This is a genomic window from Streptomyces rubrogriseus (genome assembly GCF_027947575.1).
In the GTDB taxonomy this organism is placed as follows: Bacteria; Actinomycetota; Actinomycetes; order Streptomycetales; family Streptomycetaceae; genus Streptomyces; species Streptomyces rubrogriseus.
Genome location: NZ_CP116256.1, coordinates 188,220 through 200,293, shown reverse-complemented (window position 1 = coordinate 200,293; position 12,074 = coordinate 188,220). Strand labels below are relative to the sequence as shown.

Sequence of the window (12,074 nt, the reverse complement as noted above, 5' to 3'; positions counted from 1 at the left end):
CGTCCTGCTCATCCTGCTCGTCACTGGCTTCATACCTGGGTCCGATGGAAATTGAGGAAGGACCGGGAGGCGGTCGGCCCCCGCTGGCCCTGGTAGCGGGACCCGTAGCGCTCGCTCCCGTACGGGTGCTCGGCCGGCGAGGTGAGCCGGAACATGCACAGCTGCCCGATCTTCATCCCCGGCCACAGCTTGATGGGAAGAGTCGCGAGATTGCTGAGCTCCAGCGTCACGTGCCCGGAGAAGCCCGGGTCGATGAACCCGGCGGTGGAGTGCGTGACCAGCCCGAGCCGCCCGAGCGAACTCTTCCCCTCCAGCCGCGAGGCGAGATCGTCCGGCAGCGAGACGACCTCGTACGTACTGGCCAGCACGAACTCGCCGGGGTGCAGGATGAACGGCTCGTCGCCGTCGGGCTCCACGAGCCGGGTCAGATCCACCTGCTCGACGGAGGGGTCGATGTGCGGGTACCGGTGATTCTCGAACACCCGGAAGTAGCGGTCGAGACGCACGTCGATGCTCGACGGCTGCACCATGGAGTCGTCGAACGGATCGATCCGCACCCGCCCGTTGTCGATCTCGGCCCGGATGTCCTTGTCTGAGAGAAGCACGCACCGAGGATACGCAAGACGCGCGGAGCAGCGACAACCGCCGCCGCGCCGCGCGCCCGGACCCGCTCTGCCTGCGTGCTAACGCCTCTCCGCACCCACGGGCACGGCACTCCGCAGCCGCGCACACCGCGGACATCGGACGAGCCGACCGGGGCCGAGTCGATCGGCCTGCTGCATCGGGAACGAGGTGGCGGTGAACACGTGCCCATCGGCACAGCGGACGACGGTGCGCTCCATCAAGTCCTTCAAGTCCCTTCCCCAAGAGCCGCGTCTGGCTTACTACCCTGACGACAAAAGCCACAGTACGGGATGAAAGAGGCGACTCTCCAGGCGGCACTCCGCCCTCACGCGCACCCTCTGCGGGGCCCCCACGGTACGCCCCAACTCCGAGCCGCCGCAGCCGCATCCCCACCCCGGAACGACCACCGGCTCCACGGCGCGAACACCGGGAGCCGGGCATGGGGTAGAGTGAGCGAGCGTCCAGGCACCGACCATGTCGGCGTCTCACGCGGGTGTAGTTTAATGGTAGAACATCAGCTTCCCAAGCTGAGAGCGCGAGTTCGATTCTCGTCACCCGCTCCATGCGAAACCCCCAGGTCGAACACCTGGGGGTTCTTTGTTGTCGTCGAGCCCGGCGACCTCCCGTTGCCGTTCCTCGTCGGGATGCTGTTGGACCGGCGCGGCCTCCCCGCACGGGCGGTAGGCCCGCACCATCGCTCCCCTGAGCTACTGGTGCACGCGCCCACACACCGGCCGGCCTTTCTCCATCCAGTTCGGCAGCGCGTGGCGAACAGGACCGCGTCAGCGACTCCCGTGCCGGTTCCTCCGGCAGGCGCAGGCCGCGGATCTCCTGCGGCCCGGCGTGGACGCGTAGTTGGCGGCGGTCGGCCTGCTCGCGATGTCCGCCGGGCTCGGTCCCAGCATCCTCGTGGGTCAGCGCAGCCCCGAGTCCGCCGTCGCGGTCCAGCTCAACCGCGTCTCGGGCGGGCGGGTGCGCCCCGCCTTCCCCTGCCGTGACGTCGTGGGCGCCTCACCCGGTCGGGCCGATGTCGATGACGTCAGCGCCGAAGGCGGCGACGAGCGCCTGCACGATCAGGCCGGGTAGCTCGGTCCGCCCGTCGTCCTCGGCCCAGCACACCAATGCCGTGTGCATGGCAGCCAGACAGGCGCCGGCCGCCGCTCGGGCGCGGAACGCCTCGTCGGGATCGGTGGCCTCATCCCCCAGGGCGTCGACGATCGCTTGCTGAAGGGCGTATTGGCTGTCCAGGTGCCTGGCCCGCAGGGCAGGCGTCGAGATCATGAGCTGGAGGCGGGCGAGCAGGAACGCGTCGCCCGCCGCCGGGTCGTCCGGGCGACCACCGCCGGTCAGCGTCGCGGCCGCCTCGACGAGCGCACTGCTGATACGGCGGACCAGGGGCTGCGCGGCGGACGTGGCGGCGATGCGCTCGGCGACGAGCGGGCCGTTCTGGTCGACGAGCACCAGGTCTTCCTTCGTGGGGAAGTGCCGGTACACGGTCATGGGCGACACGCCTGCGGCTTCGGCGATGTCGCTCACCGTCGTGGCGTCGTATCCACGCTCGATGAACATCCGTACCGCGAGCGCCTGAATCGTGCGCTGCGTCTCCGCCCGCCGTTGTGCTCGCAGTGTTGAGTGCCGGCCCACCATGTGGTAGACCCTACCTTACTGTTAGTGACTACCAGATGGGTAGTCACTCACTGAAATGAACAGGGGTGGGCATGAAGGACGCAGTAGACGACCTGACGGGCAAAACGGCTCTGGTGACCGGTGCGTCGCGCGGCATAGGACGAGCGATCGCGGTCCGGTTAGCGGTGAAGGGGGCCGCGGTCATCGTGCATTTCGGCGCGGACGAGGACGGTGCGGCAGCGACGGCCGACGAGATCGAGCGTGCCGGTGGGACGGCGGTCACCGTCCGGGCGGAACTGGGCGTGGAGGACGACGTCGACACGCTCTTCGCGGGTGTCGAGGCAGCACTGGCCGGGCGGTCGCTCGACATCCTCGTCAACAACGCGGCGGCCGCACCCGCCGGGCCGCTCGGGGCCACGACGCGCAAGGAGTTCGACCACCTCTTCGCGGTGAACGTGCGAGCGCCGTACTTCATCGTCCAGCGCGCACTGGACCTGCTCCCCGACGGCGGCCGCGTCATCACGATCTCCTCCGTGGCGACCCGGATGGCCAACCCCTCCCAGACCTCGTTCGCCATGACCAAGGGAGCGGTGGAGACCATGAGCATGACGCTGGCCAACGAACTGGGCGTGCGGGGGATCACGGTGAACGCGGTCGCTCCCGGCGCCACCCGGACCGCGACCAACGGGGCGTCCTTCGAAGCACCGGGCCTGGCGGAACTCATCGCCGGCACGACGGCGCTCGATCGGCTGGGCAGGCCCGACGATGTCGCCGACGTGGTCGCGTTCCTCGCCTCCGACGCGGCGCGGTGGATCACCGGGCAGGTCATCGACGCGAGCGGTGGGCTGTTCCTCGGGCCGCGCGTCTGACCGCACGGAGCCGGTGACGGCCGTACGTCGGTGACGCCGTCAGCGGCCTTTCGGGCTGACCATGCCGAGCGCCCTACGGCGGTGGTGGGACGAGGCTGGTGACCGGCCTGTTCTCGATCCCGGAGGGCATGGCGTACGCCTCCGTCGCGGGGTTCGGTCCGGTGGCGGGCCCGTACGCGGGCGTCGTCCCGGCGGTGGTGGGGTCGCCGACCGCCCGGGCCGTCCTGACGGTCACCACCCTCACCAGCGCCATCGCCCGACCGCGTGCGCGGGTTGAGGGCGGCATGGTCCCGGCCAGAGGTGCCTGTTCGAGCCGCTGGAGGCCGCCCTGGCCGAGGCCCGCCGCAGCGTCCCCTCACCGGGTCGCGGCGCGGACGACGCCGACGCGCCCGGTACGTGAGCGGGACCCGCCGGGGTCTCCTCGGCGCCGAGTTGCCGACCGCTCCGCTCCGGGAAAGCCTTGAGTGGCTGTCCGGCCCGTCGCCGCAGGAGAGGTCAGGTCGTCATGGTCGACCACGCGAAGCCCCCCACCCCCGCCACCGTCGCGGCGAACCGGGCCGCGGTGAGCCGGTACGCCATGGACGACCGACAGGACTTCGCCGACAACGACCACGGCTTCATCGCCCCGCTGCCGGGGCAGGTCAAGGCCGCCGACGGCCGGGTCGTCTTCGACCCGGGCTGGTTCGACTACCTCGCCGAGGACGCTCCGGCGCCCGACTCCGTGCACCCCAGCCTGTGGCGCCAGTCGCAGCTCATGGCCAAGAGCGGGCTCTACCGGATCGCCGAGCACGTCTTCCAGGTGCGCAACAACGACATCGCCAACCTCACCGTGATCGAGGGCCACACGGGCCTCGTCGTCATCGACTGCACGGGCTCCGTCGAGTCCGCCGCCCAGTCCATGTCCATGATCCGCGAGCACGTCTCCGACCAGCCCGTGACGGCCGTCGTCTACACCCACACGCACGTCGACCACTACGGCGGTGTCAAGGGCGTGGTGAGCGCCGACGACGTGGCCTCGGGCCGGGTCCCGATCCTGGCGCCCGGCACGATCGCCTCGTTCGACAAGTACGCCATCGGCGAGAACGTCATCGCCGGCAACGCCATGTCCCGGCGCGCCGGTTACGCCTTCGGCAGCCTCCTCGGCAAGAACGCCTGCGGCTGCGTCACCAGCGGCATCGGCACCACGACCACCTCCGGGGCCACCGTGTCGTACCTCTCCCCCACGGACCCGATCACCGAGACCGGCACCCGGCGCGAACTCGCCGGGCTGGAGTTCGAGTTCCTGTACGCACCGGACACCGAGGCGCCCGAGGAGATGCACATCTGGATCCCGGAGCTGAAGGCCCTCACCTGCGCCGAGAACGCCAACCACACCCTGCACAACATCCAGACCCTGCGCGGCGCCCGCACCCGCGACGCCCGCAACTTCGCCCGCTACCTGGACGAGACCCTCCAGCGGTGGGGCGACGAGGCGGAGCTGCACTACGGCCCGCACACCTGGCCCGTCTTCGGCAACGAGAACATCACCGCGTTCCTGGAGTCGCAGCGCGACACCTACAAGTACATCCACGACCAGGCACTGCGGCTGGCCAACAAGGGGTACACCCCGCTGGAGGCGGCCGAGATCGTCGAGCTGCCCGAAGAGCTGGGCCGCAAGTGGTTCAACCGCGGCTACCACGGCACGCTCCACCACGACGTCCGCGCCGTCTTCACCAAGGAACTCGGCCTGTGGGACGGCGACCCGGTCTCCCTGCACCCCCATCCGCCGGTGGAGACCGCCCGCCGTCTGACCGACCTGATCGGGCCCGACGCGATCCTCACCGAAGGACGCCGGGCCTTCGACGCCGGCGACTACCGCTGGGCGGCGCAGATCCTGCACGCCCTGGTCTTCGCCCAGCCGGACCACCAGGAGGCGCGTGACCTCCAGGCCGACGCCTACGAGCAGATGGGCTACCAGGCCGAGGGCCCGCAGTGGCGCGGCATCTTCCTGACCGCCGCCAAGGAACTGCGCGAGGGCGTCGCCCCGGCCGCCTTCGCCACCGCCAGCCCCGACTCGATCCTGGCCATGCCGATCGACATCCTCTTCGACTACGCCGCCGTCCACCTCGCCGGTGACAAGGCCGCCACGGCCGACCTGCGCATCGACTTCCGCTTCACCGACACCGACGAGACGTGGACGATGCGGGTCCGCCGAGGCGTCCTCAACGCCCGCCGCGGCGCCTCGCCCGACACCCGCTTGACGGTCAGCGGCCCCAAGCCCGCCCTCGTCGCCTGCCTCCTCGAGCCGGCCGGCGCGGAACGCCTCGCCGAGGCCGGGGAGATCACCCTCGTCGGCGACGAGACCGCCCTGACGACCCTGGCCGGACTCCTCGACGACTTCGACCCGGACTTCGCCGTCGTCACCCCCTGAGGCGCGACTCCTCGGTCAGGCACCCGGAGCGGCCGCCGGTCACGGTGCCGAGCGTCTCCGCTGGAGCAACCAGGTGCCCCCTGTCACCGCCCCCGTCACCAGTAACCCTATGATCAGCGACTTCCTGAGCTCCGCCACCTCACTGCCGTCGTCCGCGAGAGCCACCGACAGCGCGGCGATGACGGCCGTGATCACCAGCCCGACGGCCAGGTTCTTCCTCACCCGCGATTTCAGCAACTGCTTCTCCTTCCCCTGTGGATGAGGCCCTGCCGGCCGTCTAGCGGGTGGCGGACCGTGCTCCGTCCACGGCGGGCAGGGAAGGCGGCTCGTAGTCGTACAGGTATCCCTGCGCCCGTTCGAAGAAGGGGAGGAGTACGCGCATCTTCGCCGCGTTGACCTGGCGCTTCACGGCGCCGGGGCGCTTGCTCTCACGGGCGTTGTGGCCGTGCTTGAGCAGCTTGTCGATGCGCGGGCGACGTGTCGCGTCGTAGGCCTCGAGTGCCGCCGGGACGGTCGGGGTGCCGCTCAGCGCCGCCGCGAGTTCCAGGGCGTCCTCGACGCACATCGAGGCGCCGTGTCCGACACCGACCGGGTGGGCGGCGTCGCCGACCAGGATCATGCGCCCGCTGTGCCACTTCGCGACCGGGTCGCAGACGTTCAGGCAGCCGGACGCGACTACCGATGTCGCGGCTCCCACCATCGCCCTCGGCATCGCCTCCGGGAACAGCTCGGTGACGCGCCGCAGCCATCGCGCGTCGTCGACGCCTCGCAGGTCGGGCTTGACCGGGTCCCCGATCTGAGCCGTCCACCACTGGGTCCGTTCGTCGATGCTGGTGTACACGAAGGCGCCGTTGCGCGTGTAGGTGAGGTCCCAGACACCGGGCTCGACACCCGTCAGGGTGGAGATTCCAGCGACCCCGTAGAGCCCCGCGTACTCCGCGCGCGGCGCGGACGGGTCGATCAGCCCGCGCACGGTCGACCAGATGCCGTCGGCACCCACGAGCAGCTCCGCGGTCTCGCGCCGGCCGGAGGCGAACTCGGCCACCACGCTGTCCGCCGACTCCGTCGCGCCCACCAGGCGTTCGCCGGTGACGATCCGCGCGCCCGCGTCGAGTGCCGCGCGCCTCAGGAGCGCCACGAGCCGTCCGCGCTGGAGCGCGACGCTGCGCATCGGGTCGGCTCCGCGCCGAAGGCGCGGCACGTCTCCCAAGAGGCGGCCGCCACCCGTGTGGAACCGCATCCGGTCGATGGGGAATCCGGCTGCCCGCACGTCGTCCAGGCAGCCCAGCTTCTCCAGCGCGCGCAGGCCGTTGACCGCCAGGCTGAAGTGGGCGCCGACCTCCTCGACGGGAACCTCGTACGCCTCGTAGACGGTCACCTCGTGACCGATCTGCCGCAGTGCAAGGGCGATGGCGGGTCCGGCTACCCCGCCACCGATCACGATCGTTCGCACAACGCCTCCCTGAATCCAGTTTCACTGAATACTGATTCGGTGAAAGTCTGTTCCGATACGCTGGCATCTGTCAACAGCCGAGGGAGGACGCCATGCCGCAGGCGGGGACCACCAGTCGAAAGGTCCGGGCGGCTCAGACGCGTGCCGCACTGCTGGACGCGGCGCGTGGGCTGTTCAGCGAGCGCGGCTACCTCAATACGAAGATCACCGACATCACCGCCGCGGCGGGCCGCTCGACGGGCTCCTTCTACGAGCACTTCGCCGGCAAGGACGAGCTGCTCCAGGCGCTCCTCGCCGAGATGGAGGAGGCGATCGACGAGCGCATGGTCGGCCTGGAGCACCCCCGGGACCACGACCTGACCGACCGCGACCAGCTGCGCGACCACCTCGGTGTCGCGTGGACGGTGATGCGGCAGAACCGCCCGGTCACGCTCGCGCTGTTCCAGGCGATGGTGGCCGACGACCCCGGCACCGGCCGGGCCTGGCACGACCTGCGCGAGCAGACGCAAACCATTCGGGAGCACCTGCGGTACCTGGACGAGCGCGGACACCGGCTGCCCGGCGACCCCGAGTTCGTCGCGGCGGCGATGGGCGCGATGCTCGTCACCCTCAACTACGCCGTGCTCACGCCCCCCGGCGGCGAGGAGGACCAGCGCGTCGTCGACACCCTCACGGACCTGCTGCTGTACGGGCTGGCCGGGCCGGCGTCGCGTTCGGCGGACGAAGCCTAGCGGCGTGGCCCGCCGGCCTCTCACGGTCCGTGGCGCCTTCCGGAAGTACTCGCGCGCCGCTGTCGATCCCGTCGCGTCCCGTTCGACATCTTGATGTAGGACGCATCGCCCGGAACCGACAGGACCTGATGAGGGAACGCATGGATCAGCTACTGCGAGTACAGAACTTCACCGTCTCGCGCGACGGCGTCGCCGCCGGCGAGGACCAGAGTCTGGAGCGGCCCTTCGGCCACGACGTCGATCCGGGGCAGCTCTTCGCCTGGGCCGGTGCCACGGCGAGCTGGCCCAACCGCACCGAGCCGGGAGGAACCCGGGGCCTCGACGACTACTTCACCCGGGACTTCAGCCACAACATCGGCGCCGAGATCATGGGCCGCAACAAGTTCGGGCCCCAGCGCGGCCCGTGGCAGGACCACGAGTGGCAGGGCTGGTGGGGTGACGAGCCGCCGTTCCGCACGCCGGTGTTCGTCCTGACCCACCACCCGCGTCCGTCGTTCACGCTCTCCGACACCACGTTCCACTTCGTGGACGGCGAACCCGCCACCGTGCTCGCGCAGGCGCGGGAGGCCGCACGGGGCAAGGACGTCCGGCTCGGCGGCGGGGTGAGCACCGTCCGGGAGTTCCTCGACGCCGGCCTCGTCGACACCCTGCACGTGGCCGTCGCGCCGGTGACGCTCGGGTCCGGGCTGCGCCTGTGGGACTCGCCCGAGCAACTGCTGGACCGGTACCACATGGAGGTCGTGCCCAGCCCGAGCGGCATGACGCACCACCTCTTCTGGCGTCGGTGACGGGAGGGGTACGCCCGGTCCGGAGGCGAGCCGGCGCGGTGTCTCGACGCGCCGGCCGCCGCCCGGGCGCGGAACGCCGCGCAGGCGCCACCGCCCCGGGACGGTGACGGCCTCTCCCGCCGCTGATCTATCTTGGCGGCCATGCAGTCATACACGATCGGCCAGGCGGCCCGGCTGCTCGGCGTGAGCCCGGACACCGCGCGGCGGTGGGCGGACGCGGGCCGGGTGGCGACCCATCGCGACGAGGCCGGCAAGCGGCTCATCGACGGGAGGGACCTGGCCGCCTTCTCCGTGGAGCTCGCGCAGAGCGGGAGCGGTGAGGAGGAGGCCTCCCACACCTCGGTGCGCAACGCCTTCCCCGGCATCGTCACCGCGATCAAGCTCGGTGACGTGGCGGCCCAGGTGGAGATCCAGGCCGGTCCGCACCGGCTGGTTTCGCTGCTGACGCGGGAGGCCGTGGAGGAGCTGGGGCTGGAGGTCGGGGTGGAGGCCACCGCCCGCGTGAAGTCGACGAACGTGCACGTCGACCGGGTCTGAGCCGGTCGGCCCTGAAGGTGACCGGCCCGACCGGCCGACAGCGCGCCGTACGAACGCACATGCCAGGCGATGAGACCGGTGATCCCGCTCATGCGAAGTACCAGGAGACTTTCGGCTCGCATCTGCGGCAGTATGTTCGGCGTGTGCTCTGTCCCTGACCTTCGCCCTGCCCTTCGGGCCCCGACCTTCGGGAGTGGACTCGTGATGAACCGTTCCGCGCGCCGGATCCGCCGGACACTTCGGGTGACCGGCGCGGGTGCCGCCGCGCTGGTGGCCCTGAGTGCCTGCTCCTCGTCGGACTCCGGCTCCGATTCCGGTGCCTCCTCGTCGGGCGGCGGATCGGGCGGGCTGTCCGGGACCGTGAACGTCTTCGCCGCGGCCTCGCTGACGGAGAGCTTCACCGAGTTGGGCAAGGAGTTCGAGAAGCGGCACCCCGGCACCGAGGTCGTCTTCAACTTCGGCGGCAGCGACTCGCTCGCCGCGGGCATCACCAGCGGGGCACCGGCCGACGTGTTCGCCTCCGCCAGCCCCAGGACCATGAAGGTCGTCACGGACGCCGATGCCGCCGCCGGGACGCCGGTCACCTTCGTCCGCAACCGGCTGGAGATCGCCACCCTGCCCGGCAACCCGGACCGGGTCGCCTCCCTGAAGGACCTCACCGGACCGGACCTGAAGGTCGTCCTGTGCGACAGGACGGTGCCGTGCGGAGCCGCCGCCCGGAAGGCGCTCACCGCCGCCGGTCTGAAGCTCACCCCGGTCTCCTACGAGGAGGACGTGAAGTCGGCGCTCAACAAGGTGGTCCTCAAGGAGGCCGACGCCGCGGTCGTCTACCGGACGGATGTGAGGGCGGCCGGTGACAAGGTGGCGGGCGTGGAGTTCCCCGAGTCGGCGAAGGCCGTCAACGACTACCCGATCACCCTGCTCAAGGACGCCCCCAACGCGGACGTGGGCAAGGCGTTCATCGAGCTGGTGCGGTCCGCCGCGGGGCAGAAGGTCCTGACCGGGGCCGGGTTCACGGCGCCGTGACCACTCCGCACAGGACCGGTGCCGCGGCCGGCCGGCGCGCGGACGGGCCGCGGCGGCGCCAGGTCCGGGGCGGTGCTCCCCTGCCGCTGCTCGTGCCCGCGCTGATCGGCCTGGCGTTCCTGGTGCTCCCCCTCGTCGCCCTGCTGATCCGGGCCCCCTGGGCGAGCATGCCGGAGCTGCTGACCAGCACCGAGGTGTGGCAGGCGCTGCGCCTGTCGCTGATCTGCGCCACGGCGGCGACCGTGGTGAGCATGGTGATCGGCGTGCCGCTGGCCTGGCTGCTGGCCCGGGTGGAGTTCCCGGGACGCGGCCTCGTCCGGGCCCTGGTGACGCTGCCGCTGGTGCTGCCGCCGGTGGTGGGCGGTGTCGCCCTGCTCATGGCACTGGGCCGCAACGGCGTCGTCGGGCAGTGGCTGGACTCCTGGTTCGGGATCACGCTGCCGTTCACCACCACCGGGGTGATCCTCGCGGAGGCGTTCGTGGCGATGCCGTTCCTCGTCATCAGCGTCGAGGGCACCCTGCGCGCCGCCGACCCCCGCTACGAGGAGGCGGCCACCACCCTCGGCGCCTCCCGCTTCACCGCGTTCCGTCGGGTCACGCTGCCGCTGATCGCGCCCGGGATCGCCGCCGGTGCCGTGCTGGCCTGGGCGCGGGCGCTCGGCGAGTTCGGGGCGACGATCACCTTCGCCGGGAACTTCCCCGGCCGCACCCAGACCATGCCGCTGGCGGTCTACCTCGCCCTGCAGAGCGACCCGGAGGCGGCCGTCGCCCTCAGCCTGGTACTGCTGGCCGTGTCCATCGCCGTACTCGCCGGACTGCGCGACCGCTGGATGACCGCCTCATGACCGACACCGAGAAGAACGCCGGGAACAGCACCGGAATGAGCACCGGGAAGAACGCCGCGCAGCCGAGCACGGCCGCCGGGGCCCAGGCCGTCGGCGGGGGCCTCGACGCGCGGCTCGTCGTGGAGCGGGGCGGCTTCCGACTCGACGTGGCCCTGACCGCGGCCCCCGGCGACGTCGTCGCGCTGCTGGGCCCGAACGGCGCCGGAAAGACCACCGCCCTGCGCGCCCTCGCCGGTCTCGTCCCGCTCTCGGACGGCCATCTGCGGCTCGACGGCGCGGAGTTGGACCGTACGCCACCGGAGTCCCGGCCGGTCGGGGTCGTCTTCCAGGACTACCTGCTCTTCCCGCACCTGACCGCGCTCGACAACGTGGCCTTCGGGCCGCGCTGCCGGGGCGCGACCAAGGCGCAGGCCCGGACGCAGGCCGCCGCCTGGCTGGAGCGCCTGGGTCTCGCCGGGCACGCCGCCGCCAAACCGCGCCGGCTCTCCGGCGGCCAGGCCCAGCGTGTCGCCCTCGCCCGCGCCCTGGCCACCCACCCCCGGCTGCTGCTCCTCGACGAACCGCTCGCGGCCCTCGACGCCCGCACCCGCCTCGACGTCCGCGCGCAACTCCGCCGCCACCTGGCCGACTTCGAGGCCGTCGCCGTACTGGTCACGCACGACCCGCTGGACGCCATGGTCCTCGCCGACCACCTCGTCGTCGTCGAGGACGGCCACGTCGTCCAGGAGGGCACCCCCTCCCACATCGCCCGCCGTCCGCGCACGGACTACATCGCCCACCTGGTCGGGCTCAACCTCTACCGAGGCCGGGCCGAGGGCCACACGGTACGGCTCGAGGACGGGCCCGCGATCACGACCACCGAGGAGCTGACCGGGCCGGCCTTCGTCGCCTTCCCGCCCAGCGCCGTCACCCTGCACCGCGAGCGTCCCACCGGCTCCAGCGCCCGCAACGTCTGGCGCTGCGAAGTGGCCGGTCTGGAGACCCACGGCGACCAGATCCGCGCCGACCTGTCCGGCGAACTCCCCCTCGCCGCCGACCTGACCACGCTCGCCGCCGCCGAACTGGAGCTGCATCCCGGCGCCACCGTCTGGGCCACGGTGAAGGCCACTCAGACACACGCCTACCGCGACTGACGCGTGGGCCCCGACGGCGCGGGGCGCCCGGC

13 protein-coding genes, 1 tRNA gene and 1 pseudogene are annotated in these 12,074 nt (G+C 71.5%); 10 read left to right on the top strand and 5 right to left on the bottom strand.

The window, feature by feature from the left end:
* Nucleotides 1–29: 29 nt before the first annotated feature.
* Nucleotides 30–605, bottom strand: coding sequence for a dCTP deaminase (gene dcd / locus Sru02f_RS00955; protein WP_109029314.1), 576 nt, complete (start codon nucleotides 603–605; stop codon nucleotides 30–32).
* 508 nt (nucleotides 606–1,113) lie between these two features.
* Here dcd and Sru02f_RS00950 point away from each other — a divergent pair.
* Both Sru02f_RS00950 and Sru02f_RS00945 read left to right on the top strand, forming a co-directional pair.
* Nucleotides 1,114–1,187 (top strand) — tRNA-Gly (locus Sru02f_RS00950).
* Between the two features lie 241 nt (nucleotides 1,188–1,428).
* Nucleotides 1,429–1,710 (top strand): annotated as a pseudogene (locus Sru02f_RS00945) (hypothetical protein); the annotation flags it as partial.
* On the opposite strand, the gene Sru02f_RS00940 reads toward Sru02f_RS00945, so the two are convergent.
* Complete coding sequence (locus Sru02f_RS00940) at nucleotides 1,636–2,271, bottom strand: TetR/AcrR family transcriptional regulator (RefSeq protein ID WP_109029313.1); 636 nt, start codon at nucleotides 2,269–2,271, stop codon at nucleotides 1,636–1,638. The pseudogene Sru02f_RS00945 and the gene Sru02f_RS00940 overlap by 75 nt on opposite strands.
* Nucleotides 2,272–2,342: 71 nt before the next feature.
* On the opposite strand from Sru02f_RS00940, the gene Sru02f_RS00935 reads away from it, so the two are divergent.
* Nucleotides 2,343–3,119, top strand: coding sequence for an SDR family oxidoreductase (locus Sru02f_RS00935; RefSeq protein WP_109029312.1), 777 nt, complete (start codon nucleotides 2,343–2,345; stop codon nucleotides 3,117–3,119).
* Nucleotides 3,120–3,192: 73 nt separating this feature from the next.
* Here the strand turns inward: Sru02f_RS00935 and Sru02f_RS00930 are convergent, their stop codons facing one another.
* Entirely contained in the window at nucleotides 3,193–3,372 is a 180-nt protein-coding gene (locus tag Sru02f_RS00930) for a hypothetical protein (RefSeq protein WP_373103357.1), read from the bottom strand.
* A 252-nt stretch (nucleotides 3,373–3,624) separates the two neighbouring features.
* On the opposite strand from Sru02f_RS00930, the gene Sru02f_RS00925 reads away from it, so the two are divergent.
* Complete coding sequence (locus tag Sru02f_RS00925; protein ID WP_109029310.1) at nucleotides 3,625–5,529, top strand: alkyl/aryl-sulfatase; 1,905 nt, start codon at nucleotides 3,625–3,627, stop codon at nucleotides 5,527–5,529.
* 39 nt (nucleotides 5,530–5,568) lie between these two features.
* Here Sru02f_RS00925 and Sru02f_RS00920 read toward each other — a convergent pair whose 3' ends face one another.
* Together Sru02f_RS00920 and Sru02f_RS00915 are read right to left on the bottom strand one after the other, a co-directional pair.
* Entirely contained in the window at nucleotides 5,569–5,766 is a 198-nt protein-coding gene (locus Sru02f_RS00920) for a hypothetical protein (protein ID WP_109029309.1), read from the bottom strand.
* A 40-nt stretch (nucleotides 5,767–5,806) separates the two neighbouring features.
* On the bottom strand, nucleotides 5,807–6,982 hold the full coding sequence (locus Sru02f_RS00915; RefSeq protein ID WP_109029308.1) for an FAD-dependent oxidoreductase: 1,176 nt from the start codon (nucleotides 6,980–6,982) through the stop codon (nucleotides 5,807–5,809).
* 92 nt (nucleotides 6,983–7,074) lie between these two features.
* Here Sru02f_RS00915 and Sru02f_RS00910 point away from each other — a divergent pair, with 92 nt between their 5' ends.
* From Sru02f_RS00910 to Sru02f_RS00885, 6 genes are all read left to right on the top strand, one after another.
* Entirely contained in the window at nucleotides 7,075–7,713 is a 639-nt protein-coding gene (locus tag Sru02f_RS00910) for a TetR/AcrR family transcriptional regulator (protein ID WP_109029307.1), read from the top strand.
* Nucleotides 7,714–7,853: 140 nt separating this feature from the next.
* Nucleotides 7,854–8,501, top strand: coding sequence for a dihydrofolate reductase family protein (locus Sru02f_RS00905; RefSeq protein ID WP_109029306.1), 648 nt, complete (start codon nucleotides 7,854–7,856; stop codon nucleotides 8,499–8,501).
* 141 nt (nucleotides 8,502–8,642) lie between these two features.
* A complete protein-coding gene (locus Sru02f_RS00900) occupies nucleotides 8,643–9,038 on the top strand; it encodes a TOBE domain-containing protein (protein WP_109029305.1) in 396 nt (131 codons plus the stop codon).
* 204 nt (nucleotides 9,039–9,242) lie between these two features.
* Entirely contained in the window at nucleotides 9,243–10,064 is an 822-nt protein-coding gene (gene modA / locus Sru02f_RS00895; RefSeq protein ID WP_109029304.1) for a molybdate ABC transporter substrate-binding protein, read from the top strand.
* A complete protein-coding gene (locus Sru02f_RS00890; protein WP_109029303.1) occupies nucleotides 10,061–10,909 on the top strand; it encodes an ABC transporter permease in 849 nt (282 codons plus the stop codon). The genes modA and Sru02f_RS00890 overlap by 4 nt, the downstream gene beginning before the upstream one ends.
* On the top strand, nucleotides 10,906–12,042 hold the full coding sequence (locus tag Sru02f_RS00885) for an ABC transporter ATP-binding protein (RefSeq protein WP_109029302.1): 1,137 nt from the start codon (nucleotides 10,906–10,908) through the stop codon (nucleotides 12,040–12,042). The genes Sru02f_RS00890 and Sru02f_RS00885 overlap by 4 nt, the downstream gene beginning before the upstream one ends.
* Nucleotides 12,043–12,074: the final 32 nt, after the last annotated feature.